This is a genomic window from Tumebacillus sp. BK434 (genome assembly GCF_004340785.1).
Taxonomy (GTDB): domain Bacteria; phylum Bacillota; class Bacilli; order Tumebacillales; family Tumebacillaceae; genus Tumebacillus_A.
Window position 1 is genome coordinate 23,701 of the sequence record NZ_SLXS01000010.1, and the last position, 23,012, is coordinate 46,712.

Annotated in this window: 20 protein-coding genes; 9 read left to right on the forward strand and 11 right to left on the reverse strand. The window is 59.4% G+C overall.

Annotation, left to right across the window (positions count from 1 at the left end; translation table 11 throughout):
- Positions 1–120: 120 nt before the first annotated feature.
- Both EV586_RS18350 and EV586_RS18355 read left to right on the forward strand, forming a co-directional pair.
- Positions 121–2,127: a methyl-accepting chemotaxis protein gene (locus EV586_RS18350; protein WP_132946540.1), complete on the forward strand. Its 2,007-nt coding sequence runs from the start codon at positions 121–123 to the stop codon at positions 2,125–2,127.
- Between the two features lie 131 nt (positions 2,128–2,258).
- A complete protein-coding gene (locus tag EV586_RS18355) occupies positions 2,259–2,552 on the forward strand; it encodes a heterodisulfide reductase-related iron-sulfur binding cluster (protein WP_132946541.1) in 294 nt (97 codons plus the stop codon).
- Between the two features lie 22 nt (positions 2,553–2,574).
- On the opposite strand, the gene EV586_RS21675 is transcribed toward EV586_RS18355, so the two are convergent.
- The 3 genes from EV586_RS21675 to EV586_RS18360 all read right to left on the reverse strand — a co-directional run bounded on the left by EV586_RS21675 (position 2,575) and on the right by EV586_RS18360 (position 5,000).
- Positions 2,575–2,700, reverse strand: coding sequence for a hypothetical protein (locus EV586_RS21675; protein WP_279388310.1), 126 nt, complete (start codon positions 2,698–2,700; stop codon positions 2,575–2,577).
- A gap of 64 nt (positions 2,701–2,764) precedes the next feature.
- Positions 2,765–2,905, reverse strand: a complete 141-nt coding sequence (locus EV586_RS21260) for a hypothetical protein (protein ID WP_165898696.1) — start codon at positions 2,903–2,905, stop codon at positions 2,765–2,767.
- Positions 2,906–3,056: 151 nt separating this feature from the next.
- A complete protein-coding gene (locus tag EV586_RS18360) occupies positions 3,057–5,000 on the reverse strand; it encodes a S8 family serine peptidase (protein ID WP_243653088.1) in 1,944 nt (647 codons plus the stop codon).
- Between the two features lie 122 nt (positions 5,001–5,122).
- Here EV586_RS18360 and EV586_RS18365 point away from each other — a divergent pair, with 122 nt between their 5' ends.
- The 3 genes from EV586_RS18365 (at position 5,123) to EV586_RS18375 (ending at position 7,979) form a co-directional block, all read left to right on the forward strand.
- Positions 5,123–6,787: a DUF2254 family protein gene (locus EV586_RS18365; protein WP_132946542.1), complete on the forward strand. Its 1,665-nt coding sequence runs from the start codon at positions 5,123–5,125 to the stop codon at positions 6,785–6,787.
- Between the two features lie 91 nt (positions 6,788–6,878).
- The gene (locus EV586_RS18370) at positions 6,879–7,088 is read left to right on the forward strand and encodes a hypothetical protein (protein WP_132946543.1); all 210 of its coding nucleotides are present in this window, start codon (positions 6,879–6,881) and stop codon (positions 7,086–7,088) included.
- An 84-nt stretch (positions 7,089–7,172) separates the two neighbouring features.
- Complete coding sequence (locus EV586_RS18375; RefSeq protein ID WP_165898697.1) at positions 7,173–7,979, forward strand: GNAT family N-acetyltransferase; 807 nt, start codon at positions 7,173–7,175, stop codon at positions 7,977–7,979.
- Positions 7,980–8,048: 69 nt separating this feature from the next.
- Here EV586_RS18375 and EV586_RS18380 read toward each other — a convergent pair whose 3' ends face one another.
- A complete protein-coding gene (locus tag EV586_RS18380; protein WP_165898698.1) occupies positions 8,049–8,795 on the reverse strand; it encodes an alpha/beta hydrolase in 747 nt (248 codons plus the stop codon).
- 112 nt (positions 8,796–8,907) lie between these two features.
- Here EV586_RS18380 and EV586_RS18385 point away from each other — a divergent pair, with 112 nt between their 5' ends.
- Complete coding sequence (locus EV586_RS18385; protein ID WP_132946546.1) at positions 8,908–10,533, forward strand: hypothetical protein; 1,626 nt, start codon at positions 8,908–8,910, stop codon at positions 10,531–10,533.
- A 95-nt stretch (positions 10,534–10,628) separates the two neighbouring features.
- Complete coding sequence (locus EV586_RS18390) at positions 10,629–11,414, forward strand: YheC/YheD family protein (protein WP_165898699.1); 786 nt, start codon at positions 10,629–10,631, stop codon at positions 11,412–11,414.
- Positions 11,415–11,450: 36 nt separating this feature from the next.
- On the opposite strand, the gene EV586_RS18395 is transcribed toward EV586_RS18390, so the two are convergent.
- From EV586_RS18395 to EV586_RS18420, 6 genes are all read right to left on the reverse strand, one after another.
- Positions 11,451–12,548: a glycosyltransferase family 4 protein gene (locus EV586_RS18395; protein ID WP_132946548.1), complete on the reverse strand. Its 1,098-nt coding sequence runs from the start codon at positions 12,546–12,548 to the stop codon at positions 11,451–11,453.
- 72 nt (positions 12,549–12,620) lie between these two features.
- Complete coding sequence (locus EV586_RS18400) at positions 12,621–13,424, reverse strand: ABC transporter permease (protein ID WP_132946549.1); 804 nt, start codon at positions 13,422–13,424, stop codon at positions 12,621–12,623.
- A 4-nt stretch (positions 13,425–13,428) separates the two neighbouring features.
- On the reverse strand, positions 13,429–14,226 hold the full coding sequence (locus EV586_RS18405; protein ID WP_132946550.1) for an ABC transporter permease: 798 nt from the start codon (positions 14,224–14,226) through the stop codon (positions 13,429–13,431).
- The gene (locus EV586_RS18410) at positions 14,204–15,229 is read right to left on the reverse strand and encodes an ABC transporter ATP-binding protein (protein WP_132946551.1); all 1,026 of its coding nucleotides are present in this window, start codon (positions 15,227–15,229) and stop codon (positions 14,204–14,206) included. Before EV586_RS18410 ends, EV586_RS18405 begins: the two co-directional genes overlap by 23 nt.
- Positions 15,230–15,340: 111 nt before the next feature.
- Entirely contained in the window at positions 15,341–16,045 is a 705-nt protein-coding gene (locus tag EV586_RS18415; RefSeq protein ID WP_132946552.1) for a CvpA family protein, read from the reverse strand.
- Positions 16,046–16,148: 103 nt separating this feature from the next.
- Positions 16,149–17,891: an Rqc2 family fibronectin-binding protein gene (locus EV586_RS18420; RefSeq protein ID WP_132946553.1), complete on the reverse strand. Its 1,743-nt coding sequence runs from the start codon at positions 17,889–17,891 to the stop codon at positions 16,149–16,151.
- Positions 17,892–18,033: 142 nt separating this feature from the next.
- Between EV586_RS18420 and EV586_RS18425 the strand changes: the two genes are divergently transcribed.
- Positions 18,034–19,533 carry an aldo/keto reductase gene (locus EV586_RS18425; RefSeq protein WP_165898700.1) on the forward strand — a complete coding sequence of 500 codons (1,500 nt, stop codon included), beginning with the start codon at positions 18,034–18,036 and terminating at the stop codon, positions 19,531–19,533.
- Between the two features lie 80 nt (positions 19,534–19,613).
- Here the strand turns inward: EV586_RS18425 and EV586_RS18430 are convergent, their stop codons facing one another.
- The gene (locus tag EV586_RS18430; RefSeq protein ID WP_132946555.1) at positions 19,614–20,078 is read right to left on the reverse strand and encodes a hypothetical protein; all 465 of its coding nucleotides are present in this window, start codon (positions 20,076–20,078) and stop codon (positions 19,614–19,616) included.
- A gap of 202 nt (positions 20,079–20,280) precedes the next feature.
- On the opposite strand from EV586_RS18430, the gene EV586_RS18435 reads away from it, so the two are divergent.
- Entirely contained in the window at positions 20,281–23,010 is a 2,730-nt protein-coding gene (locus tag EV586_RS18435) for a calcium-transporting P-type ATPase, PMR1-type (protein WP_481937773.1), read from the forward strand.
- The last annotated feature ends 2 nt before the right edge of the window (positions 23,011–23,012 follow it).

Consider the following 23,012-nt stretch of genomic DNA (forward strand, 5'->3'; position numbering starts at 1 on the left):
CTTTCCGGCGCAGAAAGGGTCTATTTTCACTGTAAGAAAGCAGTTATCTCGTAAAAGGACTTTCTTCCTATTTGGCGAATAGTACCAGCAGATCAAGGTACTCGGAATGGAGGAGCCACTGTGTTTGGCAAAATGTCGATCAAGTATAAAATCATCTGGCCGATGCTGCTGGTGATGACGCTCGTCATGGGCGTGATGTCGTCTTGGATCTATGTGCGGACGGCCGACAGCCTGCAGCGTCAAGGCTTTGCGATGACGGAGACGGTGCGGATGAGCATCGAAAATGCGCGGCTCGCCCGCCAGACGGCGGAGGAAGTGATGGAGCGGGAGATGGTCGGGCAGGCCGTGCTGTTGTCCAACCTGGTGGCGAAAGGCACGAGCTATGCAGAGCTTGAGGAGCTGGCCCGGCGCTCCGGGCTGGATGAGTTCTGGGTGACAGACGGCACGGGCAAGACGGTCTTGACGAACATGGCGCCGAAGGTCGAGTTTGATTTTGGCTTGGACAAGCAGGCGCAGGCGTATGAGTTTATGGATCTGATCACCGGGAAGCGCGAGACGGTCACGCAGCCGGCGCAGGTGCGCACGATCGACGACAAAGTGTACAAGTTTGTAGGCGTCACCGGCTGGCAGTCGCCGCAGATCGTGCAGGTCGGCCGGGACGGGGCGCGGCTGATGGAGCTGGAAGCGGAGGTCGGCGCAGGCCCGGTCATCGCCCAGATCAAAAATCAGCTCGGCGACCAGATCTTGTTTGCTGCGGTCGTCGGGGCGGACGGCAAGGTCGAAGCGGCGAGCGACGGACAGGTTGGTCAGCTGCCGGCGGAGTTGCTGGGCAAGTTGGGCGAGGCGTTGCAAAACGGGCAGACAGCGTTTTTGTCAAGCGATTATCAGGGGACGAAGGTGACGTACTTTTTTGCTGCGCTCTCGAACGGGCAAGGAGTGGTGCTGGCGTTATCGAATGAGCTTTTGACCTCGATCCAGTGGGTGACGGTCGGGGCGACGGCAGCCGGGCTGCTGGTCATCGCCGTCGTGCTGTTTGTGGTGGTGTCGCGCCAGTTCCGGCGGTTGCAGCTGCTGAAGGAAGCGCTTTTGTCGATCTCAAAAGGGAATGGAGATCTGACGCGCCGCCTGCCGGTCACCGCACAGGATGAGATCGGGGCATTGGCCGATTCGGCCAATGCGATGCTGCAGACGCTGCAAGGCACGGTCCAACGGGTGACGGGGGCGGTTGACAAGTTCCAGCTCGCTTCGTCAAACCTGAAGCATACGACGGAGCAGGTGCGGGTCGCCAACCATCAGATCGCCGATGAAACGCAGGAGGTGTCCAATCTGTCGTCCGCGTCGGATGCGCAACTGACTGCGATGAGCCGAATGATGACGGGGCTGGCCGGGAGGGTGGAGGAGATCGCGGCCAGCGCGAGAGAGTCGGCGCTGTCGACGGAGCACTCCGGGAAGATGGTCACCGCAGGGCGCGGAATTGTGACGTCGGCAACGAGCAAGATGCAAGTGATCCATGAGAACACGCAGGTGAACAACAAGGTGATTGACCAGTTGGCGGTGAAGTCGGCGCAGATCGAGAAGATCTTGAAGATGATCACCGACATTGCCGACCAGACCAACCTGCTGGCGTTGAACGCAGCGATCGAAGCGGCAAGGGCGGGCGAGTCGGGGCGGGGCTTTGCTGTCGTCGCCGGGGAAGTGCGGAAGTTGGCCGAACATGCTGTGCGGTCGACAGCCGACATCGCCAGCATCACGCATGACATTCGCGAAGAGATCCAGACCATTGTGCACAACCGGGGCAAGCATACGCGCGATCTGGAGGAAGGGCTGCAGGCGTTCGGCACCGTGGAGCAGGTGTTTGATGAGATCGCGGCGGCATCTGAAGAGATGGCGGCGCATCTGGAAGCGATCACGCAGGAGAATGAACGGCTGGCCGTCTCCTGGCAGGATCTGATGTCCGGAGTGGAAGACCTGCAGGCCGCATCGCGGCGCACGGTGGGCAGCACGGAGAACATCGCCGCCTGCATCGAGGAGCAGACCGCTTCGATGGATGAGATCGCCGGGTCATCGGCGCTGCTGGCCGACACGGCCGCGGAGTTGCGTGAAACGGTGGCAGGGTATCAGGTATAGCAGAGCGTGGATCGATGCCGTTCGGGGGAGCCCGGGCGGCATTTTTCTGTAGGCGATCCAATTTTTGCATGGCACAGGCGAAAGGTGGAAAGCTTGAGGTACGCGCAAGCTGGGCAAAGGAGGGATCCGACATGTCCGTCTGGTCGAAGTTGAGCCGTTTGTTGACGGTTGACGATACGATCATGGATGAAGACTTTTCGCTCATCGAAGGCGCGGAATACGTGGAGTTGAAAGGCGCCGACCAGTGCTGCGGGTTGGAGATCCTCGACGACAAGATGGAAAAGGTGGAAACAACGGCAGCGCACTATGTCGTCACCTCCAACCCCGGCTGTCTCCTGCAGATGAAAAAAGGCATCGAGCGCGCCGGACAGCAAGAGCGGATGCAGGCGATGCACATCATGGACCTGCTTGCCGATTTAGTATGAGCAAACGGAAAAACGGCGAGCCCTAAGGCTCGCCGTTGCTGCTTTCCTGGTCGTTGCCGCGTCGTTCACGCCGTCTCCACTTCAGACTGAGGATGCCGGGGATCAGCCAAACTATGATTTCCTCCAACTCCAAATTCATGAAGTTCATACGGTGTCACCTCCCAGTAGGGTAGGCAACCGCAGGCGACCGGTTTCCCGCTCTCGCTCTATATCTATGTGCCGTTCGCGATAAACATGACGAAGAGATCGATCAAGCGCATGGAGTCCAAGGACATCCCAAGCGGCAAGCACAGCCCGAGTGCGATCAGCGAAACTCCGGCCAGCATGGGTAGATAGTCTTTGATGCGCTGCATGAGTATCGACCGTCCTTTCCTGCTCTTTCCTGCTAAGAAGTTACGCAGCATAGTTGTCAATTTTGAGGGTCGTTACAAAAAAGGACGGGGTGAGCGTGGAAAAAGTTTCAAACCAACAAGAAAGCTTCCTCGCCGGGAGGAAGCTTTCTTGTTATTTGCCTTTGCTTTCGACCGCCGCTTTGATCGCGCGGGCGACGTTGATCTGACCGTAGCCGTAGTACTCGTCCGGTCCGGTCGGGCCGAGGTCGTCCGCCGTCTCTTCGAGGATGGTGCGGACGTCTTGGGGCGTGAGGTCTTTGTTGATCGAGCGGATCAGCGCCGCGACACCGGCGACGTGCGGTGAGGCCATCGAGGTGCCGGACAGCGCCGCATAGCGGTTGTTCGGGTAGGTGCTCGGGATCGCCACGCCCGGCGCGGAGACGGACGTGTGCTGGCCGTAGTTGGAGAAAGTGGCCGTCTCCTTGTTTTCGTCGTTGGCCGCGACGCCGATCACTTCTTCGTACGCGGCCGGATAGCTCGGGTCGGAGATGCCGTCGTTGCCCATCGCCGCAATGAGCACCACGCCTTTGTCATACGCATAGCGGATCGCTTCATGCAGATAATCGGAGCCGGCGTATTCGCCAAGCGACAGGTTGATCACGTCGGCGCCGTGGTCGGCCGCCCAGATGATGCCGTCGGCGATGTCGAGCACGGAGCCGGAGCCGTCCGCATCCATCGCTTTGACCGGCATGATCTTCCCGGCCCAGTCGATGCCGGCGATGCCTTCCAGGTTGTTGGTGCGCGCTGCGATCACGCCGGCGACGTGCGTGCCGTGGCCGTTGTCATCCTGTGGGCGGTCGGTGCCGGTGAGCATGTTGCGCCCGGCGACCAGTTGGCCTTTGAACTCCGGATGGTTGAGGTCGACGCCCGTATCGACGACGGCGATGATCACGTGCGGGTCGCCCGTCGTGGTCTGCCAGGCTTTGTCGGCCGAGATCAGGGGCAGGTTCCATTGATTGCTGCCGTAAAACATGTCGTTCGGCTGCTCGACCGCCCCGTGCGTCTCTGCGGGCGCTGGCTTCGTGCCGGTCGTGTTGGGGTGCAGCTTCACGTGCTGTTCGGCGATCACCGCGCCGTTGCGCTTGAAATAGGAGATCGCTTCCGACGGCGCGACGCCAAAGCTGAACAGGTAGGTGTGGCGCGAGTTTTTGCGGAGCAGGGTGCCGCTGATGTCGCGGGTGAAGCGTTTGATCTCCTCGTCGGTCAGGTCGCGGGTGAAGCGCACGACCAGCTCGTTTTGCAGCACTTGCGCGTGTTTCGCTCCACGGTTCTGCACGGAGGTGACGTGGACTTTCCAGGCGGTGCCGTCGACTTTCGCTTCTGCTTTTTTGCGGCTCAGCTGCTGGATGCGGATGTTGCCGTTCGGGCCGGACTCCGTTTTCTTCAGCATTTCGTTTTTGCCGTCCATGCCGAGCAGCCGGGTGTCGGTGCCCATCTCGCGGTCCTGGAGGGCGATGATCTGGTTCATGTATCCCATCTCCACATCGGCCGACAGGGAGCCGGTCACTTTCGAATCGCCGACCACAGGGACGCCGACGGTCATCGCAATTTTTTCCTTGGGATCGCCGGCGTGTTTTTTGGTGTAGAGATCGGAGACATAAAAGTCGTCGTTTTGCGTGGTTTTGTACGCTTGCTTGTGCAGATCCTGACGCAGCACGCGGCCGACGGTGACCGGCTCGCCGCTGTTGCTGTGCAGGGTCATCGAGACAAACTGCGGGTGCATCTGCAAGTGGTGCTGCAGCATCGCCCGCTTTTCAGCTGCCGTGTGCGTGTGCGCGAGGTCGTTGGTGATATCGGTCAGCATGATCCGGCAGTCCCGGACGCAAAGCGCCGCCGTGCGGGCGATGTCGCGGGCGACCAGATGCTCGTTGCCTGCCGTTTTTTTGGCGAGAATTCGCTGCACTTCAGCTGTGCGGGCGCTGTTCGTTCCCTGTGTTTTGGCCGGACCGGCTTCCGGGCGTCTGATCGGGTCCGGCTGCGCGTCATGCCAGAAAAATGGAACCATGAGGCCGAGTGTGAGCGCGGTGATCACGCCCCATTTGGCGCGCCGATTCATACTGATTACCTCCCTTGAGTCAACGTTTCCAAGGTAGTATCTGCGCTCCGTGACAGGAGTATGAAACGGGATGATGCGGATACTACTGGAAAGTTTGAAAATCGAGGGGGTGGGGGACAGGCATGAAGAGTTCGTTTTCCAGATTCGGCAAAAAGCTTTGGAACCGGCATCTGCTCCACGCTTCTCTCACCAACTCGGTGTTCCAGCTGCTGGTCTCGCTCGGACTGATGGCGCTGATCTTTCGCTTTACCCCGCCGTTTTTCGGCGGCGATCTCGATACGGCCCGGGGCTATCTGTCCACCGTCGCCTCGACGCTGGCGACGATCCTCGCTTTGTCATTTTCGATGATCATGGTCGCCATCCAGCTGACGGCGAGTAAATACACACACCGCGTGCTCGACTTTTTCGTGCGCTTTCCATTTAACATCACGCTGATCGCTTTTTATTTTGGGACGATCTTTCATGCGATCTATCTGTTGTCGCTGATCGAAGACCACCCCAGCGACCGCCCGTCGAACTGGCTGGCGCAGGGGATGAGCGCCGATCTGCTGCTCTTGATCTTCTGTTTTGTCGCGTTGATCGCCTATCTGTATTTTGTGATCCAGCTCCTGAAGCCGGAGACGATCGTCTATGCGATCCAGCGCGAGTATGTGACCGCCTATCAGAGCGGGGACTATCAGGAGGCGCTGGACAAAGTGGAGCAGATCTGCGACATCGCCAAAAAAGCGGTCTCGGAGATGGACGCGGTGACGGCGGTGTTTTGTGTGGAAAACATCGCGGAGATGATGCACGGGGCGAAACTGCCGAGCGAAGATGCGGACGATGTGCTCTGGTATCATGAACAGATCGTCGGGCAGCTGATCGGCATCGCCTCGATCTCATTCAAAGAGCGCGAGACGGCCGTGTCGGGGCGAATCTTGGACGAGTTGCACGAGATGGGGATGCGCTATGCGGAGAGCGGATCGCTGCAGGCAGCAGAGCTCGTCATCGACGCGTTTGCGCTGATCGTGCGCAACAACCTGGTCGGCCAGCAGTTGATGAACATGATCCAAAAGGCGGTGGAGCAGATCTATTCGATCACCTGTCACGTGGTGAAGAACCGGGAGATGACGAAAGAGACTTCGCGATTTGTGCTGTCGACGTTTCAGAATCTCGGCGACATCGGCAAACTGGTGATCAAAAATGAGACGTACGGGCACAGCTTTGTCGCCAAATGCATCGTGTCGCACGCCTTTGGGCAGTTGCTCAGCACGATCATCGGGTCGCAGGGGCACAAGACGATGGGCGTGGTGCGGGCCTTGCTGTTTGAGTACATGAAGCTCGCCAAGCGGCTGATCCTGAAGTCGGAGATCATCGATGTCGTGCAGATCACGACCTGGCTGCGCAAAGAGATGATCCCGCACCGCGACCAGCAGGAGCGCACCTATCCTTATCTGTATCTGTTTTTGCTGATGACAGCCGAGGCGGTCTATCTGCGGCGCACCGACATCGTGATGCTGCTGATCCGGGCGGTCGGAAAATATTTTGCGCCGGACCAGAAACTGCTCTTGAGCTTGTGCAGAAGCAGGCTGGAGATACGGCGTTTTTTTGACTACCATGAGCCGGAGCGCTACCTGATCAAAGCGTTTGTGCTCTGGCAGGGCTACCACGCCTACACCTCGCAGTATCCGTCCGGCCCGGAGCGGCAGATCGAGCTGAGCGGGGCGGTCGAGGATCAAAGCGCGTGGCGCGATCTGTTCGACGGCCTCGACCCGGAGCCGTTTCTAGGCGGCGGCGCGGCACATTGAGGCGAATGTTGCAGGAGTTTGTCGAGCAGGGGTCGAATGGTAGTAGAAGAGATTGGGTGTTTTTGACAAGCCCTGCAAAGGAGAATCGGACATGCGCAACATTGGCACGGGAAAGGTAGAATTTTTTCTGACCGACGGCAGCATCCGCGAGTATGAAGGGGAAGTCGAAGTAAGCGCTGACCGCGTGGTGGTCACCGAGATCATCAACATCAACGGGCGTCCTGCCGGAGCCCGCGAGATCAGCTTGCCGAAAGGGCAGTGCGTGATCTATTGGGTGCCGGAAGTATACGAAGAAGTATAAGACATAAGATGACATACCCGTGCGCACGTTCGGGGGTATGTCATTTTTGTTGCGAGAATCTGGCAGATGTTTGGGGGGCTTTTGATGCAACTGGAGATTGTAAAAATGGCGGACGGGGAGCAGGAGGCGGAGCTGCGCGCTTTTTGGGGAAAAGACCCGTACTACGGGTTGTTTTTCAGCGGCAACATGCGTTCGATGGGGCTCGGTGATCCGATGTTGGACTATTGGGGCGGTTATGTGCAGGGCCGCTTGGCTGCTGTGCTGATGCGGTACCGCGCAAATTGGTCGATTCTGACGCAGGAGGAAGCGCTCGACCTGTCACCGATGATCCGGCTGGCGGAAGACTCGGGGACGGTCAACACGGTGACCGGACGCGTGTGGGTAGTAGAGCGCTTTGAACAGCAGTTGACGCGCTTTGTCATCGAGGAGCAGTCGCCCAGCCATTTTTGCACGCTGCAGGTGGAACGCTTTGCACCGGCGGCGACAGACGGCGTGCGCCAGGCGTTCAGCGCGGACGGCGAGAAGATTCGCGAGCTGTACCAGGGCGGGGAGATGGATTACCTGTCCGCCGAGATCTTCCGCCGCCGCATGGAGAAAGAAGGAGCGCGCTGCTATGTGCTGGAGGCGGAGGATGGACGATTGATTGCCTGTGCGATGACGCTAGTCGAGACGGAGCAGGCGGCGATGATCGGCACGGTGTACACGCACCCGGTAGAGCGCGGCAAAGGCTATGCTTCACGGGTGATGAGCGCGCTGTGCGCGGCGCTGTTGGCAGACGGCAAAGAGCCGTGCCTCTTCTATTCCAACCCGGCGGCGGGCACCGTCTATCTGCGGCTTGGCTTTGCCGATATCGGCACGTTCAAAATGACCGACTTTCAAGCGGCCGACTAAAAGAGAGACCGGCGTGCCGAACTGGCAGACGGTCTCTCACACGTGTGGTGCTGTATGTAAGATCAACGATTAAAACGCGGTATGGCGGGCGAAGTGGTCGAGGACGCGCGGCAAGTCTTCCTGCCAGAAGCCCCAGGTGTGGTCTTTGTCATATTCGGCATAGTCGACCTCGACGCCTACTTGCTGCAGCAGGTTGTGCAGCGCGCGGTTCTGGCCGAGAATGTCGAGGATTCGGCCGGATGCGGACTGGAAATTCTCTTCCTGCAGGCCGACGACTTGATAGACCGGCACGGTGGCGAGGGTGTTGCCCAGCTTCTGGACGCCGGCCAGCGTCGCTTCGCGGTAGACGCCCGACTGCAAGGCCAAGTAGTGGAACTTCTTTGGGTAGGTGAGCAAAGTGTGGAGGGCTGCGGTCGCGCCGAGCGACGAGCCTAAGATCCCGCGCGCCGGCCCCATCGGGAATGCGGTGAAGCGCTCTTCGATCGCCGGCACCAGTTCGTCTGCGAAAAAGCGCACATAAGATTGGTGCTTGCTGCCTTCCGGGTGGTACTCTTCGCGGCGGACGCTTTTGTCGACCGGGACGAAGACGACGAGAAAGCGCCGCTGGTGGCGGTCGGTGAACCGTTCGTTGAGCAGCGTGATCATCCGGCCCATCGACTCGTAGTCGGAGCCGTCGTTGATGTAGAGAACCGGATATTTATAGAGTGGTGAATAGTTGTGCGGCAGGTAGACGTGGGCTTCGCGGGTTTCGCCTAGAAATTGGCTCTGGATCTCGACCCGCTCCACGGTGCCGGTCAGTTGCTTCTCGAGCGACATGAACATTCCTCCTCGTTCGATTCTTTCTCATTATACCATTCTCAAAGCCAGTTCGTTGTAGTATGCTTGTACGCATGAGCAAAACGGTTTTTCGTAAAGGGGAGTATGTGGTGTGAAGTCCTTTCTCAGAATTTTTCCGTATGTCTTAGTATTCGTTCTCGTCTTTTTGCTGCAGGTCAAGCTGGATGCGGATAACCGTGTTCTGCCGTTCTTGGAACCGTACGGACGTGAGACGGCGATCGGCACCGCGACGCCGAACCGCCCGGCACAAGTGCTGGGCGAGAACCGCTATGCCTGGTTGTCCGGGCAGGAACTGGTCGTGGCGCAGATCGACCCGGCGAAACAGAAGAGCGAACTGGAGAAGCGCCCGCTGCCTTCTTCAGACATCTATACGACCACTACCTTTAAAATCAGTGGCTCCGACCTGTATTGGGTCGGGGAGAAGCGCGTGCTGAAGCACGCCACATGGGAAAATGGCGCCTGGGGTGCCACAAAGTCGTTTGATGCGGACGTGATCGCGCTGGAGCTGCTGCAGCTTGGCGAGCAGCCGTACCTGCTGGTCGGGACGGAAAAGGGCATGAAGATCTACCAGGCGTCCGGCCCGGCGCTGAAAGAGGTCGCCAGTTTCCCGCAGCAGCGCACGATCTACGTGGACGGGGCGGTCGATCAGCAAGGTCTGGCGCACATCGCCATGATGGAGCAGGTCGGCGTGGAGAGCTACAACCTGCAGTACCTGACGTTTGACGGTGCGGCGCAGAAGGTGTCTCTGAAGCAAGTGGTCAAAGCTTTGTCGGTCGGCACGTCGAACATCATCGACGAGATGGTCTTCGGCATGGACCAGACGCACGGCTATTATTTCCTGACCTATAAATCGTCGCGCAAATCGACCACCGAACTGCGCGCCGTGTCCTTCGCTCTGAACGACCCGTCGCCCCGCTCGACCAAAGACATGAAGCTGATCCCGAAAACGCTGGTCGGCGAAGATGCGCCGAACTCGAACGCGCCGTATGTGCGCCCGATTCAGGAGGAGAAGCTGCAGTTCGCCTTCGTGGCCGACTTTGGGAAGAATCCGCGCAACATCGGCCGGGAAGTGCTGCTCTCCACGATGCAAAACGGCGAATGGCAACAAGATGATCTGACTCGTGTGTCCAACCTGCACTCGCTCGGCTTCAACCCGGTGTTTGACAAGCAAGGTGACACGACGACGATGGTCTACATGAAGTTCGCCAAGTTGAAAACGTATGATGTGCTGTTCAACTCGGACGACCAGGCGTATGCCGCGGCGACGAACAAGATCGTCAAGGACGACTATGCGCGGGCGGCGATGGAAGTGCCGCAGTATCTCGGCATGTCGATCATGATGCTCGTCATCGCTTTTGCCTGGCCGATGCTGCCGTTTGGCTACCTGTTCTACCTGGTGATGAAGAAGGAAGATGTGCTGTACGACCAGCCCAACCGTCACCTGCTGATCTCCGTCTTGCTGTACCTGGCGACGCAGATCGCCGTGTTCCTCAAATACGGCAATCTCGACACGCTGTACTACTACATGCCGGAGTGGATGCAGTCCGGCTTTGCTGTCGCTGTGCTGTTCGTGGTGCTGGCGGTGATCTCGTACGGATTTACGATGATCTATGCCCGCACCCGCTATGAGCGCAGCGCGATGGGTGAGTTCTCGTATTTCCTCGGCATCAACATCTGGACGGTCACCCTTGGCCTGTCCTACTATCTGGCCGGCTGATGAATGATCGGAAGCCCCTGATCTCAAGAGATCGGGGGCTTCTGCCGTTCCCAAGCGGACGACCTCGCCGTAGGATACTGGTAGAGGTGAACAGCATGAAATTAACGCCGGGCAGCAAATGGAGCAAACATCGCATCGCGGCGCAAAGCCCGGAGCTGCGGCGCTATCTGCCGGAGACGATGCTGTATTCGAAAGCAGCGCTGACGAAACTGCTCGACCGGCATGACGTGGTGTTCGTCAAACCGGTCTACGGCGGCGGCGGCTACCGCATTTTCCGAGTCCAAAAGCAGGGCGAGCAGTTCGAAGTCAAGCTGGAGCATCAAAAGCGGGTCTTGCGCTCGCTGGAAGCGGTGCATGCGTGGATTGAAAGCGTGCGCAAAGGCAACCGCTTTCTGGTGCAGCAAGGTATCGAGTTGGCTGTGCGGCGGGGGCGTCCTGTCGACATTCGCACCATCGTGCAGAAGATGGAGAGCGGAAGCTGGGAAGTCACCCGGCTGTTTGCCAAGACGGCCGGCCGCAATCTCGCCGTCACCAACATGGTGATCGGCGGCACTGCGTCCACCGTCCGCGAGTATCTGCTCGGCATCGGCTATTCAGCGAAACGTGCCACAGCGGCGATCCGACTCTTGAAAGCGATGTCGCTGCAGATCGCCCGCCAGTACGGACGAGGCTATGCGAATGCGATCTTCGGGCTGGATATCGGGCTGGACCGCAGCGGGAAGTTTTGGCTGATCGAAGTGAACACGGCGCCACAGCTGAGCATTTTCCGAGCGGGCAAGCTGACTTCGGCGGAACAGCGGTCGCTGAAGCTGTGGAAGCTCCATGAGAGCGTGAACAGAGCGGCAGAAAAGCACCGCGGCAGTTGGCGGCGCAGCAAGTAAAGGGAGGTTGCAGATGCAAAGCCTCCCTTTTTGCGTTTAGGTTCGTACGCGTGCATAGAGGGCGCGGAACTGCCGGGCCGTCCGTTCCCAGGAGAAGCGGCGTTCGACCCAGTTCCGTCCTGATACCCCCAGCTGCGCCGCGCCTTGAGGATCGTCAAGCAGTCGGCCGATCTCCCAGGCAAAAGCGGCCGGGTCGGCAAACGCTTCGACGAGGCGTCCGCTGACATCTTGGGCGACCGATTCACAGAGCCCCCAACGCCCGGTCGCCACGACGGGCAGCGCGGCGGCAGACGCTTCCAGATTGACAAGGCCAAACGCTTCCGGTTGCTGGGACGGGCAGACGAACAGGTCGGCCGCCGCATAGTAGGCGGGCAGCCGGTCATGCGGAAGGAAGCCGAAAAAGCGCACCGGCAGCCCGGCCGCCTTTTCACGAAGCAAGGTGTGAAACGGGTGCCGCTCATCGCGGGGGCGTCCGCCGATGATCCACAGCACGCTCTGTGGCTGGGCGGTATGGACGAGACGAAAGGCGTCGAGGAGCTCCGCGATCCCTTTGCGCGGCGTGAAGCGGCCGGCGGTGAGCACGATCTGCTGATCGTCCGCGATCTGGTGCCGCGCACGGACTTTGGCGCGCAAGGCAGCCCCAGTCGGTGAGAAGCGCGAGGGGAATTGCGTCAAGTCGATGCCGGGCTGGATGACGTGGACTTTTTCTTTCGGCAAAACCGGGTAGCGGGCGAGCAGGTCGCCTTGCAGATAGCGGCTGTTGACGACCAGCGCGTCAAGGCGGGAGAGTGACATGCGCAAGGTCAGCGGGGACAGGTCTTGGATCAGGACGTTCGAGTGCAAGTTGAGCACGAGCGGAGTCTGAGCAAAGCGTTTTTTGATAGGGACGACGAACGGGATGCGATTTTCGACATGGAAGAGGGCCGGCGGAGAAGAGTGTTGTTTCACCTCGCGCAGCACATGGCGCAGATAGGAGACCGGGGTGTCGGCACGGACAGCGTCCGTTTTGCCATAGAGCAGGAGCGGTTCGGTGCGGGAAAGTTCGCGGGCGAGATGCCACAGGTAGATCTCGACAGACGTGCAGGGTGCAGGCGGGAAGGGAAACGTGCCGGGGGCGATGCAGCAGATGGTCATAGGGCGGAACCTCCCTCGTACACAGGTTGGTAGCAGTATACGAGGGAATTGTCCGCGAGGTTCAGCAACAGCTTAGGAGCCGGTGCTTTGGTATTTCGTGATGCTGAAGTTCCACATCCGCACCGCCAGCAGCGTCAGGATCAGCGCGACGACCGGCGCGAACCAGGTCAGGAAGCCGAACGGCACCTGATCCGCTTTGCCGAGGAACAAGAGCGAGGGATAGTAGTTCATAAAGGCGAACGGCAGGATGATCGTTACGATGCCGCGCAGCACGTTGTTGAACATGTCGAGCGGGTACTGCTGGACGACGCCCCACGAGAACAGCGAAGCCGCGTTGACGATCGCCCGCGAGCGGGTGGTGAAGAACGAGGTGCAGGCGAGAAGCAGCGTCATCGCCGCTTCGACGATCGCCGATGAGAGCGCGATCAGGGCAAACCAGAGGAACATCCACCAGCTCCAGTCGAGGTGCAGGTTCTGGTAGCTCAGAGTGAGCATCGTCAAGGCCAGCAGCACGTCCCCGACGCCGAGGTAGTGGACTTCGCGGCCGAGGAATTGCACCAGCGGGTTGGCCGGGCGGGTCAGCAACTGGTCGAACGTGCCTTCGACGATAAACTGCTCCAGCATATTGATGTGCCGGAAGAAGATCGCGCGGATGCCGTGGCCGAGCAGCCAGAGGTTGTACAGGAAGACGATCTCCCAGAACAGCCAGCCGTGCAGGTTCTCAAAGCGGCTGAGCAGCACCCACGATGTGGCCAGCGTCCCGGCGTTCAGGATAAACACGCCGGCGATGCCCATCAGGAAGTCGGCGCGGTATTCGAGGCGGGCGAGGACGGCGGCGCGCAGCAGCGCCAGATAAACGGTCATGTTTTCGCGCATAGGCTCACCCTCCCTGTACGACCAAATGGCGGTGGATGCGCGTCCAGATCAAGCGGGCGAGCAGGAAGAGGCCGAAGATCCACGCCGTTTGGATCAAAAGATTTTGCCAGATCACCGCACCGCTGAACACGCCGGTGAAAATGCCGAGCGGCGTGTAGAACACCGCTTGAAACGGCAGCGCATACAAGAGCGGCTGCAATACATCCGGGTACATCCACAGCGGGATGATCTGCCCGGAAGCGAAGCGCACGAGGGCGAAATAGGTGAACATGAAGCCGAGCAGGTCGAGCGTCTTAAAAGAGATCAGGCCGAAGAGAAAATTGCAGAAAAAGAGAATCACCCACGCCTGCAGCAGGGCGAGCACAAAGGCCAGCGCTTCCACGGGACCGGGCAGCATCAGATCAAACAGGAAATAGGCGGCGACCAGCGGCGGGAGCAGGAAGAAGCAGACCCGGGTCACCATCAGGCCGAAGTTGCGCGCCATCATGTGCAGCATAAAATCGACCGGCTTCATCAGGTCGGACGTGATCATGCCCATCCGCACCTGCGTTTGGATGTAGGTATGGACGCCGTCGTCGATCGACAGCACGGAGCCGATCAGCATCCCGAGCACGGCATAGGTGATCATCTGGTTGAGCGACATCGCGCCAAACGAGGCGGGCGTCTGTTCGAACAGCACGCGCCAGAGCGTGGCGACGACATACAACTGCAGAAACAGGCCGAGCATCTCCATCCAGAAGTTCAGGCGGTACGCTGACTGCTGGAAGAAGAGCTGGCGGCTAAACGTCCAGAACAGCGACATGCGGCTCCTCCTTCTTCCGCCCGTTCATCCCGGTCTCGTAGATCTCGCGGACGATCGATTCGATCTCCGGCTCTTCGACGGTCAGGTCGCGGATGGTGTGCACCTGCGCGATTTTCATCATCACATCAGATGCGGTCAACAGGTCGCGGTTGTAGGACAGCCAGACGCGTGCCCCTTCTTCGCGCAGCACGCGGGTGCCGGGGATGTTCAGCGAGTACGGCGCATCGTCGAGCTCGATGATCAGTGTGCGCTCTGAGCCGAACTGCGACTTCAGGTGGTCGATCGAGCCATCGTAGAGGATCTTGCCGTCGTCGATGATCGCCATGCGCTTGCAGAGCTTTTCGATGTCGGTCATGTCGTGCGTGGTGAGCAGCACGGTCACGCCACGATCGCGGTTGATCTCGCGGATGAAAGTGCGCAGGCGCTCCTTGGCGAGCACGTCGACACCGATCGTCGGCTCGTCCAGGAAGAGGATCTGCGGGTTGTGCAGCATCGCCGCCGCCAGGTCGGCGCGCATGCGCTGGCCGAGCGACAGTTGGCGCACGGGGGTGTTTTCAAACTCGTTCAGTTCGAGCAGTTCCCGGAAGGTGTTCAGGTTTTTCGTGTACACGCTGTCCGGGATTTTGTAGATCGTCTTCAGCACTTTGTAGCTTTCGATGACGGGAATGTCCCACCAGAGCTGCGTTTTTTGGCCAAAGACGACGCCGATGTTCTGCGCGTGCTCGCGGCGCTGTTTCCACGGGATCAGACCTGCGATCGAAATATCGCCCGACGTCGGGACGAGGATCCCGGTCATCATTTTGATCGAGGTGGATTTGCCCGCGCCGTTCGGGCCGATGTAGCCGAGCATTTCGCCTTCTTGGACTTCGAACGTGATGTCGTCGACGGCGGTATGTGTGAAGTAGTTGGTATTCCACAGGTTGCGGACACCGGAAAGAAAGCCGGTTTTGGGAATCAAGCGTTTAAATTCTTTTCGTAAATTGCGAACTTCGATCAATGCCACAGTTCATTCGCCTCCATTCCAACATGATAGCACAGTCTGCCCGATTCCGAATGTGAGTAAGATCGCGAAAAAGACCCGTTCCTCCAGCGGGGGAAGAGCGGGCCTTTTCGGTTACAGCGTGGGCGGGGTCTGGATGGCGGCGGGAAGCAATCCGTCTGTCCCAAGCCCGGTGAGCAGCGTTTGTGCGAGATGTGTGAGCGGGGGCAAGAGTTCCGAGGAGGAGAGCGCCGTCTGCAGGCCTGCTGTCTGCGGCAAGTCGGCAAAAGCTTGCAAGATCAGCGCGAGGATGGCCAGTTCGAACAGCGTGAGGACGCCGCCGAGCAGCAGGCCGCCGGCCCGGTTGAGCACGGCGGGCACGAAGTCCTGCGCAATTTTGACCAGCGGCCGCAAGAGCAGATTGAACACGGCGCACAGCACGCCAAGCATGAGGATCAGGCCGAGCACCGTGTGCATCCATTCCGTATACGGGATGGCGATCGCTTCCAGCAGCGGGTGGGAGGCTGCGTACTCGATCATCTGCTCCCGATAGGCGGCCGGGACGCCTGCCGCTTCTAAAATCGGGCGGAGCTGTTCCGGCGGCACCTGCGCGTTGTGCAGCGACTCGGGAATCTGGCCGGCGATCATCGAGCGGACAAATCGCCCTACGCCAAGCCATTCCCCCGCCAGTTGCCCGATCGGGGCAGCGAAACGGGCGGCGAGGAAAAGAGCGGCGAGATAGGCGATGAGGCGGGAGATCCCGCTCAGCAGTCCGCGTGCAAAGCCAGCCCACAGGCCAAGCAGCAGCAGGACCAAAAACAACAGGTCGATCGGCGACATGGACGATTCTCTCCTCAGTTCATTGTCAGATGTTGTAACTGTGTGGGTTGCTATAGAGTACGTGCCGCCCTGCGCTTTTGCGTCGGGCGGCACTTGGCGAATTTTAGGAAGTGCGCAGCGTTTCGGTCAAGCGGGCGCCCGGCGTGACGTAGAGCGTCTTCTGGTTGTCGTACAGCACGAAGCCCGGCTTGGCGCCGTTAGGTTTCCAGACGTGTTTGATCAGGGTGTAGTCGACCGGGACCTGGCTCGATTCGCGCCCTTTGCTGAAAAAGGCGGCCAGCTGCGCCGCTTCGAGCAGCGTCGTTTCCGGCACTTCTTTGGCACGGATGACGACATGGCTGCCCGGGATGTCCTTGGTGTGCAACCAAGTGTCGGTGTTGTGGGCGAACTTCATGGTCAGGTATTCGTTTTGCCTGTTGTTTTTGCCGACGAACAGCTCGATGCCGTCGGAGGAGAGATAGCGCTCCGGCTTGATCGGGGCTTCCTTTTTCTTCGGCGGCTTCTTGCCTTTCGGGAGCGGCTTTTGCTTGATCTTCAGGTAGCCTTCCGCCTGCAGCTCTTCGCGAATCTCCTCGATGTCGCTCCAGGTGGCGGTGGAGAGCTGCTGAAGGACGTTCTCTAAATAGATGACTTCCGCTCGCGTTTCTTCGATCTGCTGGTGGAGGATCGGGATCGATTTTTTGACTTTGTTGTATTTCTTGAAACAGCTCTGTGCGTTTTCGTTCGCCGAAAGCGCCGGATCGAGCGGGATGGTGAGGTCGCTCAGGTTCTCGTCGTAATAGTTCTGGACGGTGACCGACTCCATGCCGCGCTCGATCTGGTAGAGGTTAGCGGTGATCAGCTCGCCGTAGATGCGGTATTGCTCCGCTTCGGACGCTTCGGCGATCATCGTCTCGAATTTGGCGATTTTGTTGATGTTTTTTTGCAGCTCATTCGACAGCAGGCGCTCCAGATCCTGAGATCGTTGGCGGAGGGCGTCGCGCCATGCTTTTTCTGAATAGAAGCGTTCGATCGCTTCGCTTATCGTGCCAAACGCTGTCGCTTCGCCTTCGACGTGGGTGAGGGCGACACAGGAGAACGCCTTGGGACGGTCTTCGTGGTAGACGATCGTCGGCTGGTAGCGGTGAGCGCGGCAATCGTCGAGGAGGCCGGCGAACGCCTGCCACTCCTGCTCTTGAGTCGGCGCGCCGCTGCCGAGGCGGTGCGTGATCTCTTTGGCGAGCAGCGGCGAGATCCCGGTGAAGCTGCTCACTAAAAATTTGTCAAAGGCGAGGCCTGCCTGCTCGTCGCGCAGGGCTTGAAAGCGGCCGAGCGAGACGCCAAACGGGTTCTCTTTGCCTTGCTCGGGCGGCTCGACGTAGGTGCGGCCGGGCAGCACTTCGCGGTGGCGGGACGTGCCGAAATTGACGTGGACAAGCGAATCGAGGATGCGGTTCTCCGCCGGGTCGAGCAGGATGACGTTGGAGTGGCGGCCCATGATCTCCACGACGAGGATGCGCTCGGTCAAGTCGCCGAGCTCATCGCGGTTCTCGATGGCGATGTGCAGGATGCGCTCATTGCCGACCTGTTCGATGCGCGTGATGCGCCCGCCTTCACAGTGTTTGCGCAGGAGCATGCAGAACATCGGCGGTTCGGCCGGATTGTGGCCTTTGTACTCCTGCACGAGATGCGCGCGCGGGAAGGAAGCGTTCGCGGTCAGGAGCAGCTTGTAGTTCTGGCCACCGCGGCGGATGTGCAGGAGCAGATCGCGGTCGAGTGGCTGGTAAATTTTATCAACACGTCCGGTCAAAAGCAGTTCGGACAATTCATGTGCAACAGCGTGCAGGACGATGCCGTCAAACGCCATATTCGATCACCTCTATATAAGAAAAGGCACTTCCGCCAAGGGGAACGTGCCAGTGTTTACGCCATTATACTTGGGATTTGGCGGCGTGGCAATGGGTGCTATACTTGAAAGATACAGAGTTGGAAGAGAAAGGAGCAGAAAGATGATTTTAGGAAATGCGACAGCGGAAGGCACGAAAGCGTATATGGAAAGTTTTGCAGATCTGCAGCATTGCGAGCTCGGGAGGACGGGGCTGTTGGTCAGCCAGGCAGGATTTGGCTGCTATCGGGTAGATGTCAGCGTGGAGGAGCATCGTATGGCGCTGCGCAAGGCGCTGCAATGCGGTGTGAATCTGATCGATACGAGCGCGAATTATGGGGACGGAGGCTCGGAGGAACTGGTCGGCGCGGTGCTGGAGGAGATGATCGCGGCAGGCGAGGCGGGGCGCGAACAGGTCGTGGTCGTGTCCAAGGCCGGGTATTTGCAGGGGCAGAACTACTTGCTCAGCCAAGAGCGCAAGCGCGAGGGCCGTCCATTTCCCGATCTGGTGTCGTACGGGCCGGGGCTGGAGCATTGCATCCACCCCGTGTTTTTGGCAGATCAGTTGACGCGGAGTCTGGCCCGGCTGCGCATGGAGCGGCTCGATGTGTATCTGCTGCACAACCCCGAGTATTATTTGATGGCGGCGAAACAGGAGAATGTGCCGCCGGAAACTGCACGGGCGGAGTATGAGCGGCGGTTGGAGCTGGCGTTTCGGCATTTGGAGCGGGAAGTGGAGCAGGGGCGGATCGGGTGCTACGGGATCTCGTCGAACACGTTTCCGGCCCGGCGGGACGATGTGACCTTTACGTCGCTCGAGGATGTGCTGGCCCTGGCTGAAAAGGTGTCGGCAGCTCATCATTTTCGAGTGATCCAACTGCCGATGAACCTCGTGGAGACGGGCGGGATGACAGAGGCGAACCAAGCCGGGGGAAAAAGCGTGCTGGAGCTGGCGGTAGAAAACGAGCTCGGCGTGTTGATCAACCGGCCGCTGAATGCGATCGTCGGTGGTCGCTTGGTGCGGCTGGCTGACGGGGATGCCGTTCCGGTGGATGTTGCGTCTGTGCAAACGCAGGTGGAGCGGCTGGCGGAGGCGGAGCGTTCGTTGAAAGAGAAGTTGTTGGCCGCAGTGCTCGAGGATGATCAGGAGCGGGAGGAGGCGGCAGACAAGTTGTCAGCAGGCCGTCTTTTGCAGGAACACTGGCGGAGCTTTTCTTCGGCGGAGCATTGGCGGGAGGTGCAGGGGCAGTTTTTGGTGCCGACGGTGCAGACCGGGATTCGCAAACTGCTGGAGAGCGGCAAACTGACCACAGCGGCTGCCGAGTGGGTGGAGGCCTATGTGGACGGCGTGAATGGCGTGCTTCCGGAAGTGACCGCCTACTATCAGTGGAAGGGAGCGGAACAGGTTCGCGCGATCACATCCCGCGCCGAAGCGGCAGCCGCAGACTGGGCCGGGGCCGGCCGTGCAAGCCACCTCGCGCTGCGTGCACTCCGCTCGACGCAAGGGGTGAGCAGCGTGCTCGTCGGCATGCGCCGGGCGGCGTACGTGGAGGATGTGATCGCAGAATTGAAGGAAACGGTGGCGATCAAGCCGCGCAGAGCGGAATGGGAAGCGCTGAGTTAAATAAAAAAGGCTGTGACGCAAGGCGTCAACAGCCTTTTGGGTTGGGATGATTTGAACAGGAGAAGTGGTGATGCGGGGTGTCAGCGGCGGTTCTTCAAGTTCATCGCGCGCAGAACTTGATTGAAGTTCGTCTCTTGATCTTCCTCCGATTGGCGAATGAAATCATAGACTTGATCGAATCGTTCTTCTAGAAGTGCCTGATTCTGATCGAACCGTTCCTTCATAAAAGTCAAAAGCTTCTCTTCGCCAACCTCGAGATGATCGAGACGCTGCTTGATAAACTCGGAATCTGCCTCCAAATGATCCAGCCGTCTGTCTTGTTGATCGAAGCGCTCTCGTATCGTTTGCAGGCCCTCCCGCAGTTCCTGCTGCAGGGCCTCCCATTTGGCGTCCAATTCTTTTTGGAGATGCATCTCCATTGCTGCCACTCTTTTGCCAATGCCTTCGAAGTACCCGTCAAGGCCGCGGAACCGTTCGTCGATCTGCTGCAACAGCTGGGTTTGCCATTGCGAGAAGAGGTCGAGGAACTTTGCTTCGGTGAGCATGTGCCATCGCTCCTTTCTATGAAATTTCACCTCGGAGCCAGTATATACGAGACTGCTTGTGTAAAGGTAGCCCCGGGACTTTTTTTAATCGTTTTGAAGGTCGTTCAAGGCCGTGGGGGACTTGTCATGCTTGGTCTACCTGCTGCGGGTCAAGCATAGACATGTTCTCAGGACAACGATGTGGAAAAAGGGGTGGCACCTGGTGCAGAAGAATCATTGGCATACGATGGACGTACATGACGTACTCCAGATGCTCTCCGTACCGCCGGACGGCCTGACGAATGCGGAGGCCGAAAAACGGCGTGAACAATTCGGGGAGAACAGACTGAACGAAGCTGAGCAAAAATCATGGCTGACTTTATTCCTGAACCAGTTCCGTGATTTTATGGTGTTGGTGCTGCTGGCAGCAACGTTGGTTTCCGGTCTGCTTGGCGAACACGCAGACGCGATCACGATTATCGCGATCATTATCGTCAACGGCATTCTCGGTTTCTACCAAGAACTTCGCGCTGAAAAATCGCTCGCTTCGCTGAAGCAGTTGACCGCGCCGTCCGCCCACGTGCTCCGTGACGGAAAGAAGATCAGCATTCCTGCTGCCGACCTCGTCCCTGGCGACGTCATCTTCCTCGAGAGCGGCGACCGCGTGCCGGCCGACGTCCGCATCCTCGAATCTGCCAGCCTGGAAGCGGAAGAATCCGCCCTGACCGGCGAATCGCTCCCGGTGCAGAAGATGACCGCTTCGATCGGCGACATCAACGCCACGCTTGGCGACCGCAAAAACATGGCCTACATGGGCACGATGATCACCCGCGGCAAAGCGAAAGCGCTGGTCACCTCCACCGGCATGCAGACGGAAATGGGCCTGATCGCCGACCTGATCCAGACGGCCGAAGAGACGGAGACCCCGCTCCAGCGCCGCCTCGACCAGCTCGGCAAAATTCTTGTCTACGTCGCGCTCGGCATCACCGCGGTCGTTGTGATCGCCGGCATCCTGCACGGCAATGACATCTATACGATGTTCCTCGCCGGCGTCTCGCTCGCCGTCGCGGCGATTCCGGAAGGCTTGCCCGCGATCGTCACCGTCGCGCTTGCCCTCGGCGTTCAGCGCATGATCAAGCGCAAAGCGATCGTCCGCAAACTGCCTTCTGTTGAAACGCTCGGCGCGGCGACCGTCATCTGTTCCGACAAAACGGGCACCCTGACGCAAAACAAAATGACCGTCCAGCGCGTCTGGATCGGCGGTCAGTTCTATGAAGTAACCGGCACCGGCTATGACCCGGCAGGCGAGTTTCACTTCGCGGGCAAAAAGTTCGATCCGAAGCGCCGCCCCGACCTGATGCGCCTGTTGGAAGTCTCCGTGCTTTGCAACAACGCCGTCCTCTTCCAAGACAAGCAGAAGAAGCACACCGAATGGGCGGTGCAAGGCGATCCGACCGAAGGAGCGCTGATGGTGCTGGCCGCCAAAGGCGGACTGCACGGTCCGGACATGGAAGCGCAGCAGCCGCGCCTTGATGAACTCCCGTTCGACTCCACCCGCAAAATGATGTCCGTCCTCACCCGCGATCAAAAAGGCAACCTGTTCATGCTGACCAAAGGCGGTCCGGACGTTTTGCTCGAACGCTGCGGCTACATGCTGATCGACGGTAAAGTCACGCCGCTCTCGGGGTCGCTGCGCAAGAGCATCATGCAGGCCAACCATGCGATGGGCGCTGAAGCGCTGCGCTGTCTCGCCGTCGCTTACCGCCCGCTGCGCCATGAGGGGCAGTTCAAAGAAAAGGATCCGGAGCGCGACCTCGTCTTCGTCGGTCTGACCGGCATGATCGATCCGCCGCGTGCCGAAGTGTTCGATGCGATCGCCCGCACCAAAAAAGCGGGCATCAAAACGATCATGATCACCGGCGACCATCAGGTGACCGCCGAAGCGATCGCCCGCCAGCTCGGCATCCTGCCGTCGGGCGGTTTGACAGTCAACGGACACGATCTCTATAATATGTCTGATGAAGAATTGCAAACGCGCGTCGATGACATTTTTGTCTACGCCCGCGTGTCTCCGGAACACAAGCTCCGCATCGTCAAAGCTCTGCAGGCGCGCGGCAACGTGGTCGCGATGACCGGCGACGGCGTCAACGACGCGCCGGCGATCAAAGCGGCCGACATCGGCATCTCGATGGGCCAGGGCGGCACCGATGTGGCCAAAGACGCATCGTCGCTGATCCTGTCCGACGACAACTTCGCCACCATCGTCGCCGCGATCGAGGAAGGGCGCGGCATCTATGACAACATCCGCAAGTTCGTCCGCTACCTGCTCGCCTCCAACGTCGGCGAGATCGTGACGATGTTCCTCGCGATGATGATGGGCATGCCTTTGCCGCTCGTGCCGATCCAGATCCTCTGGGTCAACCTCGTCACCGACGGTTTGCCGGCGATCGCGCTCGGCGTCGACCAGGCGGAGAAAGACATCATGCACAAGCCGCCGCGCAACGTGCGCGAATCGATCTTTGCGCGCGGCCTCGGCTTTAAGATTCTCTCCCGCGGGATTTTGATCGGTTTGGCGACGCTCGCCGTGTTCTGGTTCACCTTGCAGATGGAGCCGGACAATCTGGTCAAAGCGCAGTCGATGGCGTTCACGACGCTCGTCATGGCGCAGCTGATCCACGTCTTTGACTGCCGCAGTGTCGAAGGCAGTATCTTCTCCCGCAACATCTTTGAAAACAAATGGCTGATCGCATCGGTCATCTCCTCGGTCGTGCTCCTGCTCGGCGTCATGTACATCGAAGCGTTCCAGCCGGTGTTCCACACCGTTCCGCTGGACCTCGTCGACTGGATGATCGTGCTGGTGGCGGCTGCCATCCCGACGTTCGCGCTCGCCGCCCGCCGGGTGACCCGCAAACGCACCGCACACCTTGGCTTCTCCGGTGCAAGGAGGAAATAAAC

Coding starts and splice junctions, on each gene's coding strand:
- EV586_RS18355 (WP_132946541.1), top strand. CDS start 2,259: ATGTCCGTCTGGTCGAAGTTGAGCCGTTTGTTGACGGTTGACGATACG.
- EV586_RS21675 (WP_279388310.1), bottom strand. CDS start 2,700: ATGAACTTCATGAATTTGGAGTTGGAGGAAATCATAGTTTGGCTGATC.
- EV586_RS21260 (WP_165898696.1), bottom strand. CDS start 2,905: ATGCAGCGCATCAAAGACTATCTACCCATGCTGGCCGGAGTTTCGCTG.
- EV586_RS18360 (WP_243653088.1), bottom strand. CDS start 5,000: ATGAATCGGCGCGCCAAATGGGGCGTGATCACCGCGCTCACACTCGGC.
- EV586_RS18365 (WP_132946542.1), top strand. CDS start 5,123: ATGAAGAGTTCGTTTTCCAGATTCGGCAAAAAGCTTTGGAACCGGCAT.
- EV586_RS18370 (WP_132946543.1), top strand. CDS start 6,879: ATGCGCAACATTGGCACGGGAAAGGTAGAATTTTTTCTGACCGACGGC.
- EV586_RS18375 (WP_165898697.1), top strand. CDS start 7,173: ATGCAACTGGAGATTGTAAAAATGGCGGACGGGGAGCAGGAGGCGGAG.
- EV586_RS18380 (WP_165898698.1), bottom strand. CDS start 8,795: ATGTCGCTCGAGAAGCAACTGACCGGCACCGTGGAGCGGGTCGAGATC.
- EV586_RS18390 (WP_165898699.1), top strand. CDS start 10,629: ATGAAATTAACGCCGGGCAGCAAATGGAGCAAACATCGCATCGCGGCG.
- EV586_RS18395 (WP_132946548.1), bottom strand. CDS start 12,548: ATGACCATCTGCTGCATCGCCCCCGGCACGTTTCCCTTCCCGCCTGCA.
- EV586_RS18400 (WP_132946549.1), bottom strand. CDS start 13,424: ATGCGCGAAAACATGACCGTTTATCTGGCGCTGCTGCGCGCCGCCGTC.
- EV586_RS18405 (WP_132946550.1), bottom strand. CDS start 14,226: ATGTCGCTGTTCTGGACGTTTAGCCGCCAGCTCTTCTTCCAGCAGTCA.
- EV586_RS18415 (WP_132946552.1), bottom strand. CDS start 16,045: ATGTCGCCGATCGACCTGTTGTTTTTGGTCCTGCTGCTGCTTGGCCTG.
- EV586_RS18420 (WP_132946553.1), bottom strand. CDS start 17,891: ATGGCGTTTGACGGCATCGTCCTGCACGCTGTTGCACATGAATTGTCC.
- EV586_RS18425 (WP_165898700.1), top strand. CDS start 18,034: ATGATTTTAGGAAATGCGACAGCGGAAGGCACGAAAGCGTATATGGAA.
- EV586_RS18430 (WP_132946555.1), bottom strand. CDS start 20,078: ATGCTCACCGAAGCAAAGTTCCTCGACCTCTTCTCGCAATGGCAAACC.